Source organism: Thalassotalea fusca (assembly GCF_053485835.1).
Map to the genome: position 1 here is coordinate 70,291 of NZ_JBQRUN010000011.1, position 24,512 is coordinate 94,802.

18 protein-coding genes are annotated in these 24,512 nt (G+C 40.6%); 2 read left to right on the top strand and 16 right to left on the bottom strand.

All coding sequences use genetic code 11. The features are described 5' to 3' along the window. The first annotated feature begins 54 nt into the window (after positions 1 to 54). Positions 55 to 1,899, top strand: a complete 1,845-nt coding sequence (locus ACSLUK_RS13900) for a DUF885 domain-containing protein (protein ID WP_448549267.1) — start codon at positions 55 to 57, stop codon at positions 1,897 to 1,899. A 62-nt stretch (positions 1,900 to 1,961) separates the two neighbouring features. Here the strand turns inward: ACSLUK_RS13900 and ACSLUK_RS13905 are convergent, their stop codons facing one another. Beyond that, positions 1,962 to 2,864 (bottom strand): DMT family transporter, encoded by a 903-nt coding sequence (locus ACSLUK_RS13905; RefSeq protein WP_448549268.1) that lies wholly within the window; start codon positions 2,862 to 2,864, stop codon positions 1,962 to 1,964. 760 nt (positions 2,865 to 3,624) lie between these two features. On the opposite strand from ACSLUK_RS13905, the gene ACSLUK_RS13910 reads away from it, so the two are divergent. Continuing rightward, positions 3,625 to 4,938, top strand: a complete 1,314-nt coding sequence (locus ACSLUK_RS13910; RefSeq protein ID WP_448549269.1) for an SPM autocatalytic domain-containing protein — start codon at positions 3,625 to 3,627, stop codon at positions 4,936 to 4,938. Between the two features lie 709 nt (positions 4,939 to 5,647). On the opposite strand, the gene ACSLUK_RS13915 is transcribed toward ACSLUK_RS13910, so the two are convergent. The 15 genes from ACSLUK_RS13915 to uppS all read right to left on the bottom strand — a co-directional run bounded on the left by ACSLUK_RS13915 (position 5,648) and on the right by uppS (position 24,469). Beyond that, positions 5,648 to 6,835, bottom strand: coding sequence for a dicarboxylate/amino acid:cation symporter (locus tag ACSLUK_RS13915; protein WP_448549270.1), 1,188 nt, complete (start codon positions 6,833 to 6,835; stop codon positions 5,648 to 5,650). 56 nt (positions 6,836 to 6,891) lie between these two features. After that, positions 6,892 to 8,298: a tRNA lysidine(34) synthetase TilS gene (gene tilS / locus ACSLUK_RS13920; protein ID WP_448549271.1), complete on the bottom strand. Its 1,407-nt coding sequence runs from the start codon at positions 8,296 to 8,298 to the stop codon at positions 6,892 to 6,894. Positions 8,299 to 8,335: 37 nt separating this feature from the next. Next, positions 8,336 to 9,292 (bottom strand): acetyl-CoA carboxylase carboxyl transferase subunit alpha, encoded by a 957-nt coding sequence (gene accA / locus ACSLUK_RS13925; RefSeq protein ID WP_448549272.1) that lies wholly within the window; start codon positions 9,290 to 9,292, stop codon positions 8,336 to 8,338. Positions 9,293 to 9,362: 70 nt separating this feature from the next. Continuing rightward, a complete protein-coding gene (gene dnaE, locus ACSLUK_RS13930; protein ID WP_448549273.1) occupies positions 9,363 to 12,884 on the bottom strand; it encodes a DNA polymerase III subunit alpha in 3,522 nt (1,173 codons plus the stop codon). Between the two features lie 14 nt (positions 12,885 to 12,898). Then, positions 12,899 to 13,507: a ribonuclease HII gene (gene rnhB / locus ACSLUK_RS13935; RefSeq protein ID WP_448549274.1), complete on the bottom strand. Its 609-nt coding sequence runs from the start codon at positions 13,505 to 13,507 to the stop codon at positions 12,899 to 12,901. Next, a complete protein-coding gene (gene lpxB / locus ACSLUK_RS13940; protein WP_448549275.1) occupies positions 13,507 to 14,688 on the bottom strand; it encodes a lipid-A-disaccharide synthase in 1,182 nt (393 codons plus the stop codon). The genes rnhB and lpxB overlap by 1 nt, the downstream gene beginning before the upstream one ends. Before the next feature lie 3 nt (positions 14,689 to 14,691). Further along, on the bottom strand, positions 14,692 to 15,480 hold the full coding sequence (lpxA, locus tag ACSLUK_RS13945; protein WP_448549276.1) for an acyl-ACP--UDP-N-acetylglucosamine O-acyltransferase: 789 nt from the start codon (positions 15,478 to 15,480) through the stop codon (positions 14,692 to 14,694). Between the two features lie 15 nt (positions 15,481 to 15,495). Continuing rightward, positions 15,496 to 15,975 (bottom strand): 3-hydroxyacyl-ACP dehydratase FabZ, encoded by a 480-nt coding sequence (gene fabZ, locus ACSLUK_RS13950; protein WP_448549277.1) that lies wholly within the window; start codon positions 15,973 to 15,975, stop codon positions 15,496 to 15,498. Beyond that, positions 15,968 to 17,008, bottom strand: coding sequence for a UDP-3-O-(3-hydroxymyristoyl)glucosamine N-acyltransferase (gene lpxD / locus ACSLUK_RS13955; RefSeq protein ID WP_448549278.1), 1,041 nt, complete (start codon positions 17,006 to 17,008; stop codon positions 15,968 to 15,970). Before lpxD ends, fabZ begins: the two co-directional genes overlap by 8 nt. Positions 17,009 to 17,163: 155 nt before the next feature. Continuing rightward, complete coding sequence (locus ACSLUK_RS13960; RefSeq protein ID WP_448549279.1) at positions 17,164 to 17,682, bottom strand: OmpH/Skp family outer membrane protein; 519 nt, start codon at positions 17,680 to 17,682, stop codon at positions 17,164 to 17,166. Positions 17,683 to 17,745: 63 nt separating this feature from the next. Continuing rightward, on the bottom strand, positions 17,746 to 20,220 hold the full coding sequence (gene bamA, locus ACSLUK_RS13965) for an outer membrane protein assembly factor BamA (protein ID WP_448549280.1): 2,475 nt from the start codon (positions 20,218 to 20,220) through the stop codon (positions 17,746 to 17,748). A gap of 35 nt (positions 20,221 to 20,255) precedes the next feature. Then, positions 20,256 to 21,611, bottom strand: coding sequence for a sigma E protease regulator RseP (gene rseP, locus ACSLUK_RS13970; RefSeq protein ID WP_448549281.1), 1,356 nt, complete (start codon positions 21,609 to 21,611; stop codon positions 20,256 to 20,258). 1 nt (position 21,612) lies between these two features. Beyond that, positions 21,613 to 22,833, bottom strand: coding sequence for a 1-deoxy-D-xylulose-5-phosphate reductoisomerase (ispC, locus tag ACSLUK_RS13975; RefSeq protein WP_448549282.1), 1,221 nt, complete (start codon positions 22,831 to 22,833; stop codon positions 21,613 to 21,615). A 3-nt stretch (positions 22,834 to 22,836) separates the two neighbouring features. After that, positions 22,837 to 23,703, bottom strand: coding sequence for a phosphatidate cytidylyltransferase (locus tag ACSLUK_RS13980; protein ID WP_448549283.1), 867 nt, complete (start codon positions 23,701 to 23,703; stop codon positions 22,837 to 22,839). A gap of 25 nt (positions 23,704 to 23,728) precedes the next feature. Further along, complete coding sequence (uppS, locus tag ACSLUK_RS13985; protein ID WP_448549284.1) at positions 23,729 to 24,469, bottom strand: polyprenyl diphosphate synthase; 741 nt, start codon at positions 24,467 to 24,469, stop codon at positions 23,729 to 23,731. Positions 24,470 to 24,512 lie beyond the last annotated feature (43 nt).

Below are 24,512 nucleotides of genomic sequence, written 5' to 3' on the forward strand. Positions count from 1 at the left end.
ATAGATTGAATGTGCTGCGCTTAGCAAACAAACACAATAACAATGAGACGAATTATGAAATTATCAAAATCCTTCATCGCCAGTGCGATAGCGCTATCTTTAATGACTGCGTGTACTTCAACATCAAATTCGAGTGCTAACAATAAATCAGACAGTCAAACTGCTCAACAAGCGCAACTTAGCGAGTCTGAAAAAGCGAATAAGTTATTTGATGAGATCTATATGGAAGGGGTTAATCGCAGCCCTATTATGCAAACATATTTAGGCATTAAAACAGATTATGATAAGTGGAATGATATCTCTGAAGAAAACACACTAGCCGAGCTAGAGCATACAAAAAAAGCGATTGCTAGAATTAAAGCACTTAACTTTGACGCGCTAGATAAACAAACGAAACTTAGCTACCAGCTCTTTATCCAACAATTGGAAAATTCAATTGAAGACCATCAATGGCGCCATCACAACTACCCGGTGAACCAGATGTTTGGTTATCACAGCCAAATTCCTTCATTATTAATAAACCAACACAGTGTCAGTAACAAGAAAGAAGCAGAAGATTATGTTGCTCGCCTCATTGATACCAAACGCTTTTTAGGACAATTGATAGATCAGCTCAAAATAAGAGAAGCTAAAGGTATCATCGCACCTAAATTTGTTTTTGAACATGTAATTCGTGACTCTAATAATTTACTTGTCGGCGCGCCGTTTGATAGTGGAGACGCAGGTACACTGCTAGCCGACTTTTCGGGAAAAGTTGAAAAATTGTCATTAAGTGAAGAAGAAAAGTCTGCACTAATTACACAGGCTAAAGCGGCATTAACAGGTCCATTTAAAGAAGGCTATACATCACTGGTTAGTTATTTAACAAAATTGGAACAACGTGCAGATACCAGAGATGGGGCATGGAAGTTTCCAAGCGGCGAGGCATTTTTTAATAACGCGTTGAAGCGTACAACAACGACAGATTTAACAGCTGACCAAATCCATGAAATTGGCTTAAAAGAAGTTGCTCGCATTCACGACGAAATGCGTGAAATCATGAAAAAGGTGAAATTCAAGGGTGATTTGCAAGCATTCTTCGAGTTCATGCGTACTGATCCCCAGTTTTACTATGCCGACAATGAAGCTGGTCGTAAGCGCTATTTATCAGAAGCGACTGCCATGATCGATACTATGAAAGGCGAGTTGGACAAGTTATTTATCACCAAGCCTAAAGCTGATTTAGTTGTGAAGCGTGTTGAAGCATTTAGAGAGAAATCAGCAGGCAAAGCCTTCTACCAGCAACCTGCGCCTGATGGTTCTCGACCAGGTCTTTATTACGCTAACTTATACAAAATGGAAGCAATGCCAACTTACCAAATGGAAGCATTGGCTTATCATGAAGGCATTCCAGGTCATCACATGCAAATCGCCCTAAAACAAGAACTTGAAAATATTCCAATGTTCAGAAAATTCGGTGGTTATACGGCATACAGTGAGGGATGGGGCTTATACTCTGAAATGATCCCGAAAGAAATTGGCTTCTACAAAGATCCATACTCAGATTTTGGTCGTTTAGCGATGGAATTATGGCGCGCTTGTCGATTAGTTGTCGACACGGGTATCCACACGAAAAAGTGGACGCGTGATCAAGGGATTGAATATTACGTGAGCAACACCCCAAATGCTAAATCTGACGCGGTTAAAATGGTTGAGCGTCATGTCGTTATGCCATCGCAAGCAACTGCTTATAAAATTGGCATGTTAAAGATTATTGAACTACGCAAAAAGGCGAAAGAAACCTTAGGTGAAAAGTTTGATATTCGTAAGTTCCACGATGTTGTATTAACAAACGGTGCACTGCCACTCAATGTTCTCGAAGATATGGTTGATGAGTATATCGCGAAGGAAAAAGCGTAGACTAACTATTTTGAAACTTAACTAAAAAATGCGCCTTAATGGCGCATTTTTATTTCCTATTTTTACGCTTCCTTTCTGCGCCATTTTAGCAGTAATTTTTCAAGAGCATGACCCCATTGATAAATGGCTAAGCCTATAAGAATCCCAATAGCACCTATTACTAGATTTAAACTGATTGCTTCATTGTTTAACCATGCCCCTAGCGAGATTGCGATGACTGGCGTGATCATAGTAACTAATGCCACGGTACTGGCCTCAAGTTTTTGCAATACGTAAAAATACGCCAAAAACCCAACCAGCGACCCTACTAAACCTAAATACACAATGCTCGCGATAGATTTCGTCGTCCATTCTTGTGTTGATACATTACCATCTGCTATCAACCAACTAATAATAAACAAAGGTAAACAAAGCAATAATGACCCAGCAGTAGTAGCCAACGGATGAATACTAATATTGATACTCTTGACTAATACGCCACTTAAACTAAAAAAGAACACCGCTAAACATATAAGCATAATGCCAATATAGGCGTCTTCAGATAGCGATAAATTATCGACACATACAATACCCAACCCAACTACGGCAACACATAGCGCAACCTTGCGCGTTAAATTAAATGAAGCATCATTCAAAATATACTTTGACAATATCCCTGATAAAATTGGCGAAAAACCAAATATAAGTGACATCAAACCTGAAGGAATATACTTAGCCGCAAAATACGATAGCGACATGCCACCAAAAATACCAATTGCCGAATAACTATAAAGTTTAATCGCGTCCATATGCCACGGCATGCGAATACGGCTACACAAGATGATTAGCCAAGCCGGAACGAGCGCAATAACCATGCGTAATAAAACCGCCATTGTTGGGTGTACTGATTCACTACTCCACAAGATACCAAGTGGCGTTGTTGACCAAATAAGAATTACCACCAAATAGGCGATCGACACAGACATTGCTTTCTCCTTGTTTTGCTATGCATAATTTTCAAGCTGAAGCGCCAAGAAAGCTGAGGTAAAAAAAACCGCAGCTCATTTGCCGCGGTTTTTCATTAAATATTATTCTCAGAACCTTTACCGCAACAAATACACCAACGGGTGCACAATCCAAAGATTGTTCACTGTTGATTGATTTAATTGGGTATTGAGTTGGTTCATCTAATGTACAATTTTATTTAACGTATATTTTCATAGTGCTGGACGATTAACATTTAGTCAAGCAACTTTTTCACCTAAAAAATTCCGGTGAGCGCTCAATGAAAAAGGTTAACATTTGATTTCCCTTTATGGAATTAAATCACAAAGATAAACAGTCGCTTTCCCTCAATTTTTTATAGCATTTTCAATCTAGTACAATTACTAAATTTCATTAACCTTTGTTAAGTAAAATGACTGCCAATACCAACGTAATTCTAGAGTTCACCTATATAAGCAAAGTAATCTTAAATACTCACGCATCACATTACAGCAACCCCCATTTACCACACCACATAAATTGTTACAATACTTACAAATTGACACAAATATTTCTATTAGATTAATATCACTTTAGTGAGTCTTAACTATTACTCACGATCAAGAAAAGGAGTTCTTGAGTTCATTAGACCAGTTCTCCTTTTTGGCTAATAAATATTTTGAAGGACTATTATGAAGTTAAAAAAAAATACCTTTCTCACTAAAACTTATTCTCACTTCTTCTGCTTTATTGATAACTAATTTGGCCTATGCAGACGCACTTGTTAATTGTGAGTTTAGACCAGTTGTAACCGACGGTGGAAAAACAGTTTATAAAGAGTACTGTACAATCGAAAGCGGTGGTGGGGGTGGGGACCTAAACTACGGTTATTATTATGATAATAATGAGGTTATATTAGATAACTATGGTGGAAATCCGTACTCTAGTCATTTAACAGAGGAGGACATTAACAATGCCATAGTGGAAAGCCATGATAAAACAGCATGGGACTCGGAAAGCATTGCGGACTTAATACATATTGTAGAAAGAATTCAATGGTTAATCACATACCTTAAAACCACTTACAACCTCTCTGATGCAATGATACAAAAATTAGATGCTGCCTATAGTCAGGGAGTAAAACTAATAGATCGGCTAAGCTCAGGCATACAAATCAGCAACCATGTACTTAATCAAGAGTTTGGCCTTGCGGGCAGTGAGTTAGCCGTTTTTATAGCTGCAGCCTCTATAGAACAACTTGCATCAGGATTAACGTTGATGGCGACGTCCTCTTTACCGGCGGCTGCCGTAATTTCAACAGGTGCAATAGTTGTATCTGCTATTTATCTATTACCTGAAATAGAGTCATTGGGAGATGATATTGCTCAAAACATAGATTTTGAAGCACTTTTGGAGAACTCTAACTTTATCTTTGATTTGCCTAATATTTATCAATTTAGTGAAGATGTCTACAACGCTGTTTATTGCGCAGCTTTAAATCCTAACAGTATTGAATATCTTGAATTTTGCATGATCCCGCCAATAGTATTGGATATGGATCAAAATGGTATTGACTTCATAGATGTCAAAGAATCCAAATTTAAAATTGATGTTAACAATGACGGTGTTCTTGATGACGTAACGTGGCCTAAAAAAGGAAATGCTGTTTTATTCGCAGATTGGAACAGTTCGGGTATTTTAGACAGCCGCACGGAAATCATGTTTTCTTTATTTTCTAGAAAGAAAATGGCAACAGATTTGGAAGGTTTAAAGTTATTTGATTACCAAAATGATGGGATTATTGATAGTCAAGATAATGTATATGAAAAACTATTTATATGGGATGATTATAATGAGAATGGCATATGTGAAGCTAGTGAGGTTAAACCATTAGCTAGCCTAAACTTGACACTCAATTTAAAAAGTACAAAGCCCAAAAATAGGAAGGCTCCAAAGGGCGTTAAGTATGATAATATTTTCAAATTTTCAGCTACTTATAAAAACGAGAATGGAGACCATGTTAATATCAACGATGGCTTGGCAGCTAGCGTATCTTTGAAAGCAAAAATAAATTAAGCAATAATATTCTAGCGTGGAAGCAATTTGTCCACGCTAGAATATAAGCTGTAAGGAGGAGTTATTAATTTCCATTTTTCGTACGCATTATTTTTAAAATGCCAAATTCCAGCAATTACGATAAGTATAATTAGTATTCTATTATATCTAATATTGCCCATACCTACTGACTGGGCTCATGAACCAACTACATTTAGGAGGATTAATTTAGTTTATCTATCTCTTCTTTTTCTGCCTATGGTCATAATATATTTGGGTTTCGAGCTATCAAAGCCTAAATTAATTACTATAGATATTCAGCAGAATAAACTCTTGTTTGGTAGCGCTAGAGTAGACTTAAGTACGGCAAAAGAAGCTATAATTTGCGGTTCAACCGATAAGCATTGCACTATACAATTTAACAATTCAATGAATCAATTATTTAAGATTAAGCAATGGTACAAGTATACCAACGCAGATAATTTATCGACCGATTTGGAACAATTTTGCAAAGCACATAACATTGAAATAAAACATATTTAATATTTTTGACATCGTAGATAGTAACGCTCTACGTACAGATTCTTAACTATCTGACTAATTTCAGCTGTGTGAGGTGTTCATAATAAAGTCATAAAAGTGTCAACCTTATTCAGGACGGGTCAGACACGATCCATAAAAAAGGGCAACGATTCGTTGCCCTTTAAAGTTTCTTGAGTCGCTTTAATGACTAGCTCAGTGAATCTTCTACTTTTTCGTGAGGGCTAACTAAGCCTTCTTCACCAGCAAACTTATCGACCCATAAAGCGATAGCACCATCGCCTGTAACATTACATGCTGTGCCAAAGCTATCTTGTGCCATGTACAACGCGATCATGAGTGCAAGTGCTGCATCAGTAAAACCAAGCATACTTGCCAATAAGCCAAGTGCTGACATTACCGCCCCACCCGGTGCGCCAGGCGCTGCGATCATCGTCACACCAAGCATCAAAATAAAGCCAGTAATGGCGCCAAGTCCTGGTAGTGATAGTTCTGGCGTTAATAACATAACGGCAGTCGCACAAGTTACAATCGTAATTGTCGAGCCACTTAAGTGAATTGAAGCACAAAGTGGTACAGTGAAGTTAGCTACACCATCACTCACGTTATTTGCTTTGTTGGCACGAAGTGACACAGGAATAGTAGCTGCACTAGACATAGTACCTAATGCAGTGAAGTAAGCTGGCAACATATTCTTTAATAAGGTTACTGGCGAACGCCCCATTGCTAAACCTGTCATCACAAACAACAAGGTAATCCACAGCCAATGCATAACAATCGCAAGAACTAAAACAACACCGAATGTTTTTAACGTGCTAAACACGCTACCATCAACAGTCATTTCCGCAAATACGCCGGCAATGTAAAATGGCAATGCAGGAATAATCACTTTGCTTAGCAATAACTCAATCACGTCTTTTGCTTCGTTGAGCACGTTTCTTAAGCCAGTAGCATTGGTTGCGCTGATTCCAATACCAAAAATAAATGCAATTGCTAATGCTGTCATCACATCAAACAATGGTGTAATTGAAATCTCAATAAAGCCCTTTAGCTTCTCCCCTTCCACCGCTTCGATGCCGCTTCCTGACGTAAAGCCCGGTAAGATGGTACTAGCGACTAAAAACGCGACAAAGCCAGCAACAATAGTAGAACCGTAAGCTAAACCAACCGTCTTACCAAGCAATGAACCCGAGCCTTTTGGCAACGATGCAATCCCACTGGCAATATAAAACAAAATAATAAGAGGAATAGTAAACTTAATGAGTTGGCCAATCAGGTTTTGCACGGTAAAAACTAACTGAATAATAAATTCAGGGGCGTACAATCCAATTAATATACCGGCAACAATACCCGCAATTAATTTCAATACTAAATTCATAAGAACTCCAACAGCTGTAATAATTATAATTATATGAGTGTAACGTAGCGGTCATTCTAACCTGATAGTTCAGTGCTAGACCAGTGTATAGACAATTTAATTGGGTGGCACTGAGGCAAGAAAGGCTGACAAATAAAATAGCCTATTACTGCAACCAACTGCTGGTCACAATAAACAAAGGGAATTCGTTGTCGTTGCCAAACAGGAATATTTAATTCCTGAAGGATTTTCTTAAGTTTTCGTGAATGTTGGCGATAATCAGGTAGGCACACGGGGTTATCATGTGCGAACACTATTTTCAATTCAGAGTAGTTGTTAGGCAACGAAAACGCTAAAGAAGAACTTTTGTTGCCAGACGTATTTGACGATTCTTCGTTTAACGTAAGACCTTTTGCTATCGTCAACTGTCCAAGATCATCAGGCAATTTAATTTCGTTTGTAATCTCTGGCGCAATTTCTGACAGCTTGATTACTTGTTGCCAGTCACTCACATCTGAAAATTCAGGAGTAAGATACAAGCGTTGTTTATATCTTCTAAGCCAAAGTTCACCAACCTTCACTGCCGGCGTTTTGTCTTCATCGCTGCTCAGTTGTTTCATTGCTTCATGTAACTGTACTTGGCTAGGTAAAACGGAAGAATATTGGCTAATCCAAAATCGTATCAGATTATTGATGCGGTTCTGTGACAGTTGATACAACTTTAGACAATCAAGGCAACTATCAGCATTCGCTACTGTCTGAAAATCTTCTTGAGCAACTTCATTTAATAGTTCATTAGCAGACTGACAGTGAAATGCACTTCGCGCGATAGTCGTAGAAATACTTGGCCAACGTGCCGAAAGTAAGGGCATGACTTGCTGGCGCAAGAAATTACGGTCAAATTTGATATCAACATTAGATTCGTCTTCAACCCATGACAGCTGTTTCTCGTTGGCGTATGCTTCAATAGCTTTACGCGATATCGACAACAGTGGGCGTAGAATACGTAGCGAATACTCCTCTAGTGTCATTTCAGGTTGCATTGCCGCTAACCCTCTTATGCCCGCGCCTCTCTTTAGTGCCAACAAAAAGGTTTCTGCTTGATCGTCTAAATGGTGCCCAGTTAATACCACGCCGTTATATTTTTTTGCGACAGTACTCAACACATTATATCTGAGGTCGCGTGCCACCGCTTCAAGGCTTTGACGACGTTTAACATTAACGTTAACGCGTTCACCGATGAAAGGAAGTTGATATTTTTTACAGAGTTGCTCAGCGTGCTGTTGCCAATCGTCAGCATTTGGACTCAAACCGTGATTCACATGGCAGACATATATTGGATTTTGAATGATGGCTGAACATTTAAGTTCAACCAACGCAGACAATAAAACACACGAGTCAACGCCACCACTAAAGGCGACGATAACCGGTGTGTTTTCTATTTTTGACAGTTGCTTCGCAAGCTGAGCGAGTATGTTATGCATAACAGCAGGTGCTTACGAACCAGTAACGCTAATTCGTTTAACAATAACCGTACGACATTAAACGTTGGTAGCGTTTTTCAATAAGTTCATCTTTAGCAAGACCTTCAAGCTCCGCCAATTCAGACTTAAGAGTTTGCTTTAATACAGCAGCCATTTCATCCATATCACGATGCGCGCCACCTAATGGTTCAGCAACAACTTCGTCAATCAAATTAAGTTCTTTAATTCGATCCGCAGTAATCCCCATAGCTTCAGCCGCTGTCGACGCTTTTTCAGCCGTTTTCCAAAGGATTGATGCACACCCTTCAGGTGAAATTACTGAGTAAGTCGAATATTGCAGCATATTAACGCGATCACCCACGCCAATCGCTAATGCGCCACCAGAGCCACCTTCACCAATAACCGTACAAACAATCGGTACGTTTAATCGTGACATCACTTGAAGGTTTTTAGCAATCGCTTCACTTTGACCACGTTCTTCAGCACCAATACCTGGGTAGGCACCTGGAGTATCGATAAATGTAATGATCGGCATATTAAAGCGTTCAGCCATTTCCATTAAACGTAATGCTTTGCGGTAACCTTCAGGACGTGGCATACCAAAATTACGTTTTACTTTTTCACTAGTTGAGCGCCCTTTTTGATGGCCAATAATCATCACTGGCATACCGTCTAAACGCGCAGTACCGCCAACAATGGCACTATCATTAGCATAGGCACGATCACCGGCAAATTCATCAAAGTCAGTAAACATGCGTGAAATATAGTCTAATGTGTAAGGACGTTGAGGATGACGAGCAACGCGCGCCGTTTGCCACGGATCAAGATCGGCAAAAATCTTACGGGTTAGTTCTGAATTCTTTTCACGTAATTGAGTGATTTGCTCTTCTAAATCAAGGTTTAATTCTTGACCTTTATTAACTAATCTTAACTCTTCAATTTTCGCTTCAAGTTCTGCTATCGGTTGCTCAAAGTCTAAAAAATTTAGTGACATATATTTAATTTACCTAATTTTTTGTTTGAATAATGCGCTTCTCGCATTATTTAATTATCAGTTTATACGGCTAGTTAAATTGCATGGCGACTCTTTCATCACCAAGTAATACTCTAAGTTCATTTAATAACTTATCAGCAGGCGTTACACGCCATTGAACGCCGAGCTTTAACATAGCTTGTGCTTCACTTCGTTGGTAAAACACACGTATCGGACAAGTACCATCTTTAAATGGAGACAATACCTGATTAAATTCGTTTATAAAGTGCTCGCTGATCGCTTCGCGCTCCACATGCACATCTATTGATGATATATGATTTTCACGTGCATCCGCAATGGTCATTATATCTCGGCCGGTCATTGTAATACCACCCGAATAATCATCAAAGCTGACCTGTCCCTTACAGACTAAAATTGCGTCATTTACAAGCAATTCTGCAAAATTATCGTAGTCATCTGGAAATAATCGAACATCAATGCGTGCACTTTTGTCGTCTAACGTTACCAAAGCCCAGCGTCGACCGCGTTTATTCACTAACACGCGTACACCGATAACCAACCCAACTGCCGTTGCCGATTTGTCTTTTCCTGTGGGTTGCATCGAGACCAGTCTACCGGAAGCGTATTTTTTTATCTCTTTAAGATAGCGATCGATTGGGTGGCCAGTTAAATATAAACCTAGCGTTTCCTTTTCCCCGTCAAGCCACACTTCTTCCGGCCATGGTGGAACTTCTTTAAATGCTTGACGAGTGTCTTCAGACTCTTCATTAATTAGTCCGAACAGATCATCTTGCCCTATGGCTTGTGCCTTAGCGTGCTGCTCTGCGGCTTTTATTGCTTCTTGTAATGACGCAAACATCGCGGCACGATGTGGCCCCAAATTGTCCATGGCACCCGATTTGATAAGACGCTCTAGCACACGTTTATTGGTTTTCTTCAGGTCAACGCGTGCACAAAAATCGAATAAATCTTTAAATGGCCCATCAGCTTCACGTGCTGCAATTATTGCTTCAATTGGGCCTTCACCGACACCTTTTACCGCTCCGATACCATAAACTATCTCGTTGTTTTCATTAACAGTGAATTTATATTGGCCACTGTTAACATCAGGCGGCAACAGCGTTAACCCCATGTTCTTGCATTCGTCAACTAAGGTGACAATTTTGTCGGTGTTATCCATATCCGCCGACATAACCGCAGCCATAAATGGCTCAGGATGATGAGCTTTCATCCAAAGGGTTTGATATGAAACTAATGCGTAAGCAGCAGAGTGAGACTTGTTAAATCCATATCCGGCAAACTTTTCAACCAAGTCAAAGATTCTCATGGCAAGTTCGCCATCAACCCCTTGGCTTTTTGCACCTTCTTCAAAGACCGCCCTTTGCTTAGCCATTTCTTCAGGCTTTTTCTTACCCATCGCACGACGCAACATATCTGCGCCACCAAGGGTATACCCAGCAAGTACCTGTGCAATTTGCATTACTTGTTCTTGGTACAAGATAATGCCGTAAGTTGGCTCCAAAATAGGAATTAAAGATTCGTGTTGCCATTGGGCATCTGGATAAGATACTTCTTCACGTCCGTGCTTACGTTCAATAAAGTTATCTACCATCCCTGAGTCTAGCGGACCCGGACGGAACAATGCTACCAAAGCGATTATATCTTCAAAGCAATCCGGCTTTAGTTTCTCGATAAGTGCCTTCATGCCCGACGATTCCAGCTGGAAAACGGCAGTAGTTTGTGCCGCAAGCAACACTTTAAACGAATCTTTATCGTCCAGCGGAATGGCGGCAATATCGATCGGTTCTTTGCCCGCTTTAATCAGCTTTTCGTCGGCCATTTCGATGGCCCACTGTAAAATAGTAAGCGTTCTTAGACCTAAGAAGTCAAACTTAACCAACCCAGCATCTTCAACATCGTTTTTATCAAACTGGGTTACCGGGTTTTTGCCTTCATCATCACAATATAATGGTGCAAAATCCGTAATCGTTGTGGGTGAAATAACCACACCACCAGCGTGTTTACCGGCGTTTCGCGTAGTTCCTTCTAAAATACGACACATGTCGATCAGATCACGCACTTCACTGTCTTGTTCATAAATTTCAGGTAACTTAGGTTCAACTTCAAACGCTTTCGCAAGCGTCATACCCGGATCGCCAGGTATCAATTTAGAAATACGATCAACAAACCCGTATGGGTGGCCTAGTACTCGGCCAACGTCTCGTATAACGGCTTTTGCAGCCATAGTACCGAATGTTATGATTTGCGATACCGCGTCTCGACCATAAAGCTCAGCGGTATGATCAATAACTTCATCACGTCGATCCATACAAAAATCAACGTCAAAGTCAGGCATAGAAATACGTTCAGGGTTAAGAAAACGTTCGAATAGCAAGTCAAATTCGAGTGGATCTAGATCGGTGATTTTTAGCGCATAAGCCACTAACGATCCCGCACCAGAACCACGCCCTGGTCCCACTGGGATATTGTTATCTTTACTCCACTGTATGAATTCCATTACGATCAAGAAGTAACCTGGGAACCCCATGTTGTTGATTACATCAAGCTCGATCTTTAATCGTTCATCGTATGGCTTGCGCTTCTCAGCAAAATCAGGTGCATCTTTATCAAATAAAAACTCAAGTCTTTCCTGAAGACCTTCTTCCGATACCTTAATCAAGAAATCGTCAATTTTCATTCCTTCGGTAGGAAAGTCAGGTAGGAAATATTCGCCGAGTCTTACGGTGACATTACAGCGTTTGGCTATTTCAACAGAGTTTGCTAATGCTTCTGGAATATCAGCAAACAATTCAAGCATTTCTTCTTCAGAACGAAGATATTGCTGAGGGCTATACCGTTTTGGTCGGCGTTTATCGTCAAGGGTAAAGCCATCATGAATTGCCACTCGTATCTCATGCGCTTCAAAATCCTGCTCTGATAAGAACACGACTTCATTTGTTGCAACAACAGGTAAATCAAATTGAGCAGCAAGTTGTACGGCTAAATGCAGGTAATTTTCTTCGTCGTCTCGCCCTGTGCGAATTAATTCAAGGAAATAACAGTTAGCAAAGTGTTGCTGATAGAACTGAATGCAGGTATTGACTAAGGCTTGGTTTCCTTTGAGCAAGGCTTTACCAACATCACCTTCACGCGCACCAGACAGAATAATAATGCCTTCGGCATGTTCAACCAGCCACTCTTTATCAAGAACAGCCTTACCTTGAACGTGCCCTCTTAAGTAAGCCTTAGAAATAAGCTCCGTAAGGTTTTTATAGCCAGAATTATTAGATGATATAACCGTTAGGCGAAACAGCTCATCTTCAAGCTCTTCACTCTTAACCCAAAAATCGCTGCCAATGATCGGCTTAATTCCCGCACCATGAGCGGCATGATAATATTTAACTAAGCCACATAGGTTGGTTTGATCGGTTAACGCAATTGCAGGCATATTCAAGTCAGCAGCTTTGGCAATGATAGCTTTAACTTTGTTCAAGCCATCACACATTGAAAAATCGCTGTGCAAACGTAAATGAATGAATTTCGGTGGTGAATTGACGCTTATTTCGTCTGTTTGTTCTTGTTGTTCAGACATCCTAATGCTCTATGTTATTTGATCAATGCAGCGACAGGTTTAAAGCTGCGACGGTAGCAATCTAACACGCCTAACTCTTGAATAATACTCAAGTGATCTTTTGTTGGATACCCTTTGTGTTTGGCAAAGCCATATTCTGGATATTGCTTATCCAGCTCAATCATTTCTTGATCGCGTGCGACTTTAGCCAATATAGACGCTGCACTGATTTCTTCGACACGACCATCACCTTTAACAACTGCATCAGATGGCACGCCAAAATTAGGTGTTCTGTTACCATCAACGAGTACATAATCGGGCTGTACGCTTAATCCTTGCACAGCGCGTTGCATAGCTAACATGGTGGCATGCAATATATTTAATGTGTCAATTTCTTCTGGCGTTGCACGACCTATGTGCCAAGCAACCGCTTTTTCTTTTATTTCTTCAGCAAGCACATTGCGTTTTTTTTCAGACAATTTTTTTGAATCTTTTAGCCCTTCAATTGGGTTTTCAGCATCAAGAATGACTGCTGCAGTAACCACATCACCAACTAACGGCCCTCGACCAACTTCGTCAACGCCAGCTATGCAATAAGCGACAGGATATTTGAAAGGAGGCAGTTCTTTACTCACTTTTGCCATTAACTTACTCTCTCTAACACTAACTCTTCAACTGCTTGAGCGGCTTTTTCACTGGCATCTTGTTTCAACTGGAGGTGGATCGATGTAAATGATTCATTTAACGATTGCTGTTCTTCAAATAAACGTTGTTCAACTAGTGGTAAGATATTTTCGACAGTCACCGCAGATTGCAGTAGTTCAGGTACTAATTCGCTATTCGCTAATAAGTTAGGTAATGAAAACCACTTTAGTTTAACGAAGCCTTTAAACATGTGATATGTCAATGAGTTGAATCGATAACACACCACCATTGGCCGTTTAACAAGAGCGGCTTCCAACGTTACTGTACCTGACGCCATGAGTAGGCAATCACTGGCAGCCATAACGGCCTGTGTTTGATTAACGATAACCGAAACATCTAATGTAGGGGCAAATTCCTGTACTAAGGCTTTGAATTGCGTTGCTCTTTTGTCACTAATCATAGGAGCAACAAATTTAAGCTCAGGGTGTTTCGCTTGGAGTCTTATTGCAGTTTCTAAAAATGGTTTACATAACCGCATTAGTTCACCGCTTCTGCTCCCAGGCATAATAGCCAAGATCTTATCTGATTTAGCTAAGCCCAAACTCTCCCTTGCCCGTTTTTTATCAGAGACTAGTGGTATATCGTCTGCTAATGGATGCCCAACAAATGTACAAGGCACTTGATGTTTGTCATAAAACGCTTTTTCAAAAGGTAACAACGAAAGCACCATGTTGGTTGCTTTAGCAATTTTAAAAATGCGTTTTTCTCGCCACGCCCATACGGAAGGGCTGACATAATGCACTGTCTTAATGCCTTCCGCTTTTAATTTATGTTCAACAGGCAAATTAAAGTCGGGAGCATCTATACCCACAAATACATCAGGTGGGTTATCTTTGAAAAAGTTGACGATATGTTTTCGAATATGAAGTAAACGAGGCAATCGACCAAGTACTTCAAATACGCCCATAACGGCAAGCTCTTCCATTGCAAACAATGATTGAAAGCCGAGCGCTTCCATTTTAGGGCCACCAATACCAACGAACTTCGCGTTTGGAAAACGCTGTAATAACGATGACATCATGCCGGCTCCCAACGTATCACCTGAGTGCTCTCCAACAATAATGCCAATTACAACGGGCTTGTCGCAGCACTGCTGCGACATTTTTTCATTTGCACTCATAGACTATCGAATGATTCCGCGGCTTGATGTACGAGCAAACTCAGCAAGTTTCGTAACTTCATCAAATTCACCATCTTCGGACAACATTTTGGCAGTGGCTTCTTCTACAGACAAGCCTTGGCGGTATAGACTACGATAGGCGCGTTTGATCGCACTGATGGTATCTTTACTAAATCCTCGGCGTTTTAACCCTTCACTGTTCAAACCAAATGGTTTTGCGCTATCGCCTGATGCCATTACGTATGGAGGAACATCTTTTAGCACTAAGGCATTAGCTGCAACGAAACTATGCGCGCCAATATGACAAAATTGATGTACACCCGACATACCGCCTAAAATTGCATGGTCACCAACGTGAACATGACCGGCAACCGACGCATTATTTGCCATAATACAGTTGTTACCTATTACGCAATCGTGTGCAACATGCGTATAAGCCATGAATAAGTTATTGCTACCAATTTTGGTTAAACTGTCATCTTGTATTGTGCCTCGGTGAACGGTGCAACATTCTCTAAAAACGTTGTTGTCGCCAATCTCTAATTCTGTAGGTTCACCGTCATACTTTAAATCCTGACACTCTTCACCTAAAGTTGCGAACTGAAAGACCTTGTTACCGTTACCAATTTTCGTCGGTCCCTTAATAACAACATGAGAACTGATTGTACAATTCTCACCAATGACAACATCTTTACTTATGTATGTCCAAGGACCTATTACTGTGTTTTTACCAACAACCGCGCCCTCTTCTACGATGGCTTGTTCGTGAATTGTTGCTTGCTCGTGAATCAAGTTACAGTGCTCCTGTTAAATGGCTTTACGCGCACACATTAGGTCAGCCGAACATACGACTTTTCCATCAACCCTAGCTTCTCCGTAATACTTCCACATGCCGCGACGTTCTTTGATAAATTCTACATGCAAATGCATCGTATCGCCCGGTACCACAGGTTGTTTAAACTTCGCATTATCTATAGAAGCAAACAAATACATTTCATCTTCGCCTCTCCCTTGCGTCGTTTTAAACCCTAAAATGCCCGTTGCTTGTGCTAATGCTTCCAAAATTAAAACACCAGGAAAAATAGCATAGTTTGGGAAATGACCATTAAAGACTGGTTCATTGATTGATACGTTCTTGATCGCGTGCAATGATTTGCCCGGTTCAAAATCAAGCACTCTATCAACAAGCAACATTGGGTAACGATGTGGAATTAAGTCTCTAATCTCTTCGATATTAAGGGTGTTATTTTGAGCGTCCAATGTACGTTCCTTTCGTAAATTATTCATCTGTTGCGCCAGATTTCAACTGGGCAATTTCTTGTTCTAATTGTTTAATTTTAGCATTAACTGCAGGCAACTTTCTAATGTGAGCATTCATTTTATGCCAATCGCGATTTGGTTGCGCAGGAATGCCTGAAGAATAGACACCAGGCTCTCTAGTTGGCTTAGTTACCATCGACATGCCTGTAAATACACTACCATCGCTAATTTTGATGTGGCCATTTATTGCGACCATACCTGCAATCGTGCAATTTTTCCCTATCTCAGTGCTACCAGCTACAACGCTACAGGCTGCAATAGCCGTGTTTTCGCCCACAATAACGTTATGGGCAATCTGGATTTGATTGTCGATGATTACACCATCGTGTATTTCAGTATTCCCTAATGCGCCACGATCAATCGTCGTACTTGCACCAATTTCGACTCGATTGCCAATGATAACCGAACCTAATTGTGGAATTTTATGCCATTGTCCTTGATGATTTGCATAACCAAAGCCGTCTGAGCCAATTATAGTATTCGCTTGAACTAAACAATGCTCACCTAGCTCAACTTCATGATAAATTGTTACGTTAGCCCATATTTTGGTATGAGCGCCAATTTGAGCATTTCTGCCGATAAAACACCCCGCACCAATAGATGCGCCGTCGGCAATTCGTGCTCCCTCATCAATAACAGCATTTGCACCGATGCTAACGTTTTCTCCTATGATTGCTGAATCCGCAATCACTGCACTTGGATGTATGCTATATGCTGGCAATGGGGTTGTGTCTAAAAGCTGAGCAACCAATGCATAACCAAGATAAGGATTTTTCATCACAATAGCATTTGTTTGGCATTCGTTAAGGCAATCTTCGTTTATGATAACCGCGCTCGCGTTAGTTTCTGCAAGTTGTTGACGATACTTGGAATTCGATAAAAACGCGATCTGCCCTTCACCAGCATTGATTAGTGTCGACAAACTGTTTATCTGTATCGTACCATCTCCGTGCACAGTACCATCTATTTTCTCGGCCAATTCGGCTAATGAATAACTCATATGAACGCCTTCTAAACTATAAATTAGAACATTACCCAGCCAATTATTGCGCTGGGATAAAATTTTACGGCATTATAAACGAAAACAATACTATCCGCCTAACGAATAGTATTGTTAAAAATGTAATGTTTCAGCAAGTTATCTATAACTAGCGACTAGTTTAATTTGCTTACTTGCTCTACCACTTTATCAGTAATATTTGCATCTGGCTTAACAAATGCAACGGCTTGCGCTTGAAGTACAAGGTCTAACTTATCTTTAGCAGCAATGCCATCGATAGCTTGACGTACCAACGCAATAATTTTGTTTTGTTCTTCATTTTGACGAGCGCCAGCAGCATCTTGTAATTCCTTACCTTTAGTTTGGTATTCTTGGAATAACTCACCCATTTTTTTGTCTAGGTCTTCAATTTCTTTCTTGCTCATCAAAGAACTATCGCGCTTCTTTTTCTCTTGATAATACTGAAGATCTTTTTGCAGTTGTGCTAAAACAGCTTTCTGATCTTTGAATTCAGCTTCTAAACTCTGCATTACTGCAGCCGTTTGAGGGATTTTAGCCATGACTTCTTGGAAGTTAACTACCGCAATTTTTTGATCAGCTGCTGATGCAGCACTTGATAAAATTGCACCAGACGCTACTGTCGCTAATGCAATTGATTTGATAAATTTTTTCAATTTCTTCTCCTACTTGTAGATAAGCTGCCCGTTATTTTTATTGTTTGGGCTATAAATGCATTTTTAAAATGTCTTACCAATATTGAAACTAAAGAAGCTTGTATCATCACCCGGCTCTTCTTTCAACGTTTTGGCAAAACTAAATATCATTGGCCCCATGGGTGAAAGCCATTGTATTGATAAACCAGCAGACGCTCTATATCGACCAACATCAGAATAGTCGGCAAGCTTCTCTCGTTCCTGTGGAGCAAGATCTTGATAGTCTTCTATTCTAAATTCAGTATCCCAAACGTTACCCGCATCAACGAATAAGCTAGTACGTACGCTATTTGAAAACCCTTCGTCAACAAATGGTGTAGGCACGATTAGCTCAACACCTGCTAATGCGATTGCATTACCACCTACTGAACGTCGGGAAATATTAATAAAGTCGTGATCTGGGCCTAAACAACAGCCACTACCACTGCCTGTTGGATCTGGTGTACCGTCAATTTGTGTTGGATATCTGAATATTGCACGTGGGCCTACGATGTTAGTTTCAAAGCCACGCAATGTATCAGAACCACCTGCTCTAAAGTTTTCCCAAAATGGTAAAATTTGATCATTACCATTAATAGAGCCATACCCGTTACCATAACCCAATTGGAAACGAGTTAACACAGTCCATTTCTGATCTCTTGTTAATGGATAGTACCATTTAGTATCTAAATTTAACTTGAAGTACTGGTTATCCGAATTTGGTGTTGTCATTTTGTACGTTAGTACTTGCTGAGAACCTGCTGTTGGGAACGTACCACGGTTAAGCGTTGTACGCGAAACACCCGCAGAAAAATCAAAGTTTTGGAACTCTAGCCCAGAATCTGGATCATTCGGATCTGAATATAACTCGTAAAACTTCTGAATTTGCTCATAAGTTTCAAGCTGAGTAATACCGTTGTTTTTGTAGCCTACACCGAAGTTCAAACGTATATATTCATCAACAGGGAAACCAAACGTTAAGCCAACACCATAAGTTTTGTTGTTGTACTCAACCAAGTTAGCGCTACCAGCGTCAAACTCGTTATAAAAGACCGTTCCACCTAGCGACACACCATCAACCGTAAAATACGGATCGGTATACGAAACACTGACACTTTGTGAATAGGAAATGGTGTTGATGTTAAACGCTAAACGGTTACCTGTTCCTAAGAAGTTATTCTGTTGAATACCGGCATTAAGGCTCAATTTTGTTGTTGAACCATAGCCAACACCTGCTGTGAATGAACCTGACGGTTGTTCTTTTACTTCAAAATTAACATCAACTAAGTCATCTTCACCAGGCAGTTGTACCGTTTCAAACTCAACTGTTTCAAGATATGGTAAACGTTGTAACCATGACTTAGACGCTTCAACCGAACTATTTGATAACCAAGCACCTTCAAATTGACGCATTTCACGACGTAATACGCTATCTTCTGTTACATGGTGGCCAGTAAAGTTAATACGATTGACATAAATTCGCTTGCCCGGATCAATTGAGATAGACAGTTTTACCGTATTATCTTCTTCATTGATTTCTGGAATAGTCGTCACTTTAGGGTAAGCATAACCAAAACGCCCTAAGAAACGAGAGATAGTTTCTTCGGTATAGGTTACTTCCGCGCCGTTGTATAACTTACCTGACTTTAACGGGTTGATCGCTCTAATCGTTTTCTCAAACCCTGCCATATCGCCAACAAAGTCAACTTCACTTACGGTAAACTGCTCACCTTCAGAAACATTGAGTGTGATATAAACCGATTGCTTGTCTGGCGTCATAGAAACCTGAGTAGAGTCGACCCTATATTGCAAGTAGCCTCTATCTAAATAGTAACTTTTTATCGTTTCCATATCGCCTTGAAGCGTTTGCTTTTGGTAGCGATCTTGTGCCATGAAATCCCACCAAGGAGAGTCATAGGTTAACTCAATCCGGTCAAGTAGTTCTTCATCACTAAATTCTTCGTTACCAACGATATTGATTTGCTGGATAGCCGCTGCATCACCTTCAGTAAACTTAAAGTTAATGTTAACCCGGTTTCGAGGCAAGTGGGTAATTTCAGCTTTCACGTCAGCATTATATTTACCAACACTGTGGTAAAAGTCTTCCATACTCGTTTCAATACCAGTGATTATTGTACGATCAAGGGTTTCACCCACACGAATATCACTGCCATCAAGACTTTCTATCAACTGTTCTTCTTTAAGGTCTTTATTGCCCTCAAAGGTAATTTCGCTGATCGTTTCACGCTCGCGCACTTTGTATATAACGCGATTGCCATCACGAAATACAGAAATATCATTGAAGTGACCTGACTTATATAGCGCTTTGATTGATTGCGATATACGAAAATCGTTTAACTGATCGCCGACATTGAATGGTATATGCGTTAATGCTGCACCTAATGCAACACGTTGAAGGCCTTTGATCTCAATATTTTCGACGGTAAACTCGTTCGACGCATATGCAGAAGTCCCTAACGCACCCGCTAGTACTGCTAGCGCAATTTTTTTCATCATCATAGAATTGTTATCTTTAACTACTTGTTATTTATTCTTTATAATCGCGTTAAATCGTTAAATATTGCGATACTCATCAAGCCCAGCAATGCTATTGCACCAAATCTAAACCCTAACTCTTGCACCTTTTCTGGCACAGGTTTGCCCGTTAAAAGCTCTATAAGGTAATAAACTAAATGCCCGCCATCAAGTACTGGAAGCGGTAAAATATTAATTATTCCTAAATTAATGCTAATTAAGGCTAAAAAGCCTAAAAAATATACTAATCCAACCTCTGCACTATTACCTGCTCCTTGCGCAATAGCAATTGGGCCACTCAAGTTTTTCACTGACACATCGCCAGTAACAAGCTTGCCAATCATTTCAAAACTTAGCGTGGTTAATTCCCAAGTTCTTGCTAAAGCCTGAAACAGGGCACCTGCAATCCCGTAAGTAATTTCAATTCGATACTCTTCAGGATACGGCTCCATTGTTGGATAAACCCCCAATTGACCTATTTCACTATCATTTACCACGGCCGCCTTCGGAACTGCACTTAAATGCACTAACGTCTCGTTTCTCAAGACCGTGATAATCACTTTCTTATTAGGGAAAGCTCTTATTTCATTACTAAAACCAACCCAATCGTCTGTATATTGTTGGCCGTTTATTGCGACGAGCTTATCGCCCGTTTGAATACCTGCAGTTTCCGCAGCACTTCCTTTAACGACGTTGGCGACAGTGGTTAATACCTTAGGTCGATACGGCACAAAACCAATGCTATGCACCGCAGAGCCTTCGTCTGCATCAATCTTCCACTCAGTCAAATTCAGGTTATAAACACGCTCACTTACCGACTCTGAAGTTTTTGTGGAAACCGGAACTTCGCTTTCTCCCATGTTAGCGATTAGCAAAAGATTGACATCAGCCCAATCTAACGTCTGCTCACCCGCCACCGACTTTATTTCAACACCCGCAGGAATACCTGATTTTTCAGCTAATGAGGCAGGAGCTAAATCCCCTACGATTGGCTTAACCGAAGGTACACCAATAAGAAACATGAGGTAAAAAGCAAAAATAGCAAACAAGAAGTTAGCAAGTGGTCCTGCTGCAATAATAGCAATCCGTTGATACACCGTTTTATTGTTAAATGCTAATGGTTTTAGCGATTCGGCAACCGAATCAACCCGCTCGTCTAGCATTTTTACGTAGCCGCCAAGCGGAATTAACGCAATAACAAATTCAGTTCCATGACGATCCGTCTTACGCCAAATAGGCGTACCAAACCCTATAGAAAATCGCTCTACTTTGACATTATTCTTTTTGGCAACCCAATAGTGACCATACTCGTGAACAGTGACGAGAATACCTAACGCCACTATAAATGAAGCCAAATTCCAAATAAAATCAAACACGTTAAACATCTACCTCTGGTTTGAACTTATCTACTGCATCCACTAAAGACTTCGCGAACTCTCTGGCTCTCTTATCAATATCCAGTACATCATCAATAGATTCTACCCTTTCATAGACAAATTTTTTCACAGAAGTTTCATTTATTTTTGCAATATCGGTAAATTTAATTACATCGTTCAAAAAAGCATCTACTGCAATTTCATTTGCTGCATTAAGCGCTGTACAAGCGCTTTGTCCCTGCTCACATGCGTCAATAGCTAACTTTAGGTTGGGATAACGCGCAAAATCTGGTTGCTCAAAATCAAACGAAGCCGTAGTGAAAAAATCGAGCGGCTCGACGCCAGAGTCTATTCGCTCTGGAAACGCCAACGCATGGGCGATAGGTGTTCGCATATCTGGATTACCCATTTGCGCGAGTACCGAACCGTCTTTGTATTGTACCATTGAATGTATTGTGCTTTGTGGATGTAAAACAACTTGAATATCTTTCGGCTGTAAGTTAAATAGCCATTTTGCTTCAATAAACTCTAATCCTTTATTCATCATTGTGGCAGAGTCTACAGATATTTTTCGTCCCATGTCCCAGTTTGGATGTGCACAAGCTTGATCTGGCGTAACGTGTTCCAGACTATCAATGTCGAGGGTTCTAAAAGGGCCACCTGAGCCGGTTAGTAATATCTTGCTTATGCCATTTGATTGAATTGTTTCATGTAAGGAGTTTTCTTGAAATGTTTGCGGCAGACATTGGAATATCGCATTGTGCTCACTATCAATAGGTAGTAACTGAGCACCAGACGATTTGACTGCGTCAATAAATATTTGGCCAGAAGTGACCAGCGCTTCCTTATTCGCTAATAATACACGCTTGCCTTGCTTAACGGCCGCTAAAGTTGGCATTAACCCAGACGCCCCTACGATTGCAGCCATTACGGTATCAGATTCGGCTGATGCAGCAATGTCTATCAACGCTTGCTTGCCAAACTCGATTTCAATGTTTGAGATACTTAGTGCAGTTAACTTTTGCTTCAACTGCTCTGCTGCCGCATTATCGCCCATTACAACAACTTTAGGCTTAAATTCCTGACACAGTCCCAACATCGCATCAACACTCGAATTTGCTGTAAGCGCATGAACGCTGAATTTATCAGGATGACGACGTATAACGTCTAAAGTGCTTAAACCAATAGAACCTGTGGCACCTAAAATACATAATTGTCGCATTCGTTACCAGCCTAGCATGACATAGCAAAGCGCATATACCGGAGCAGTAGCTGTTAAACTGTCGATACGGTCAAGAATACCACCATGGCCAGGTAAAATCGTTCCACTGTCTTTTACCCCAGCCTGACGCTTTAACATACTTTCGTTCAAATCGCCTAGCACTGAAATAGTCGTGATGATAACTGTCACGATGAGTACAAGATGATATTGCTGCTGATTCCAATCTAACACGTAGCCAGCCAAAGCAATCATGGCACACGCAAATACAACGCCGCCAATGTAACCTTCAAGCGTCTTACCTGGGCTGACGTTTGGCATAAGTTTACGTTTACCTATGGATTTACCAACAAAGTACGCGCCGATATCAGCGCTCCAAACCATCAAGAATAGAAACATGATTAATTGCGCGCCGTGATAAGGGTCTGTCGTATACTCGTGGCTTCTGATCACCATGAAAGCCAGCCACGCTGGCACCAAGGTTAACCAGCCAAAAACACCTCGAATCGAACGATGACTAGACCAAAATTTACTGCAGCGAGGGTATAAGAATGTTAGTGCAGCAGAGACAAGCCACCAAGCAACGGCTAACCATAAAATGTAATATGCGCCTTCTTGTATTTCATCATTTACAAGCCACAAGGATTCTATCGGAAAGTAATACCACAATACGCTAATTAACCCCACAGTGGCGCCAACAAATGCCAAACGTCTACGTTTGTTGTCGAAGCCCATTAAGGGGCCCCACTCCCATGCACCGATGGCCATGATACACATGATCAATGCAGAAAAATTAGCCAGTGGCAGATAAAATATTGCTGCTATCGCTAATGGCGCTAGTATAAGCGCTGTAATAATACGTTGTAAAAGCAAAGAAAACCCTTATGTCATGTTTGTTTTATTTATCGTTATTTTTGACTTGTTCACCTGTTTGCCCAAACCTTCTTTCTCGTTGATCAAAAGAGGCTAAGGCTGCTTCAAACTCAGTTTCTCTAAAGTCTGGCCATAGAATGTCAGTAAAGTAGAATTCAGCGTATGCTGCCTGCCACAATAAAAAGTTGCTTATGCGGTAGTCACCACCTGTTCTAATTAATAAATCAAGCTCAGGTAAGTTAGCTAAAGATGTGTGTTGATGCAACGCTTGTTCTGTGATTTCGTCGACAGATAGTTCGTTATTTTTAACTTGTTGTGCAAGCGTCTTTGCTGCATTAGTGATATCCCACCGCCCGCCATAATTCGCAGCAACTGATAATGTTAAGGCATCATTATTTTCAGTTAATGCTTCCGCATCGCGAATCTTGCTAATTAACTTTGGCGAAAAACGTGTTACATCACCGATGACTTGGAATCGAATATTGTTTTTATGCAGCTTTTTAACTTCTCTGGTTAGCACGAACATGAATAAATCCATTAGCACGCTAACTTCAGCTTCTGGTCGTTGCCAGTTCTCACTGCTAAATGCGAACAATGTAAGCGCTTTAACCCCTTGTTTTCGCGCAGTAGAAACAACCGCTCTTACTGACTCAACACCGTTCTTGTGACCGAATACGCGATTTTTTCCTTGTGCCTGAGCCCAACGTCCGTTTCCGTCCATTATTATGGCGACATGTTTGGGTAATTTAGCTCCCGATGTGCTCACAAACGCTCCATTTATATAACTAAATACAAAAACGCCATAGCAC

Coding starts and splice junctions, on each gene's coding strand:
- ACSLUK_RS13900 (WP_448549267.1), top strand. CDS start 55: ATGAAATTATCAAAATCCTTCATCGCCAGTGCGATAGCGCTATCTTTA.
- ACSLUK_RS13905 (WP_448549268.1), bottom strand. CDS start 2,864: ATGTCTGTGTCGATCGCCTATTTGGTGGTAATTCTTATTTGGTCAACA.
- ACSLUK_RS13915 (WP_448549270.1), bottom strand. CDS start 6,835: ATGAATTTAGTATTGAAATTAATTGCGGGTATTGTTGCCGGTATATTA.
- tilS (WP_448549271.1), bottom strand. CDS start 8,298: ATGCATAACATACTCGCTCAGCTTGCGAAGCAACTGTCAAAAATAGAA.
- accA (WP_448549272.1), bottom strand. CDS start 9,292: ATGTCACTAAATTTTTTAGACTTTGAGCAACCGATAGCAGAACTTGAA.
- dnaE (WP_448549273.1), bottom strand. CDS start 12,884: ATGTCTGAACAACAAGAACAAACAGACGAAATAAGCGTCAATTCACCA.
- rnhB (WP_448549274.1), bottom strand. CDS start 13,507: ATGGCAAAAGTGAGTAAAGAACTGCCTCCTTTCAAATATCCTGTCGCT.
- lpxB (WP_448549275.1), bottom strand. CDS start 14,688: ATGAGTGCAAATGAAAAAATGTCGCAGCAGTGCTGCGACAAGCCCGTT.
- fabZ (WP_448549277.1), bottom strand. CDS start 15,975: ATGAATAATTTACGAAAGGAACGTACATTGGACGCTCAAAATAACACC.
- lpxD (WP_448549278.1), bottom strand. CDS start 17,008: ATGAGTTATTCATTAGCCGAATTGGCCGAGAAAATAGATGGTACTGTG.
- bamA (WP_448549280.1), bottom strand. CDS start 20,220: ATGATGATGAAAAAAATTGCGCTAGCAGTACTAGCGGGTGCGTTAGGG.
- ispC (WP_448549282.1), bottom strand. CDS start 22,833: ATGCGACAATTATGTATTTTAGGTGCCACAGGTTCTATTGGTTTAAGC.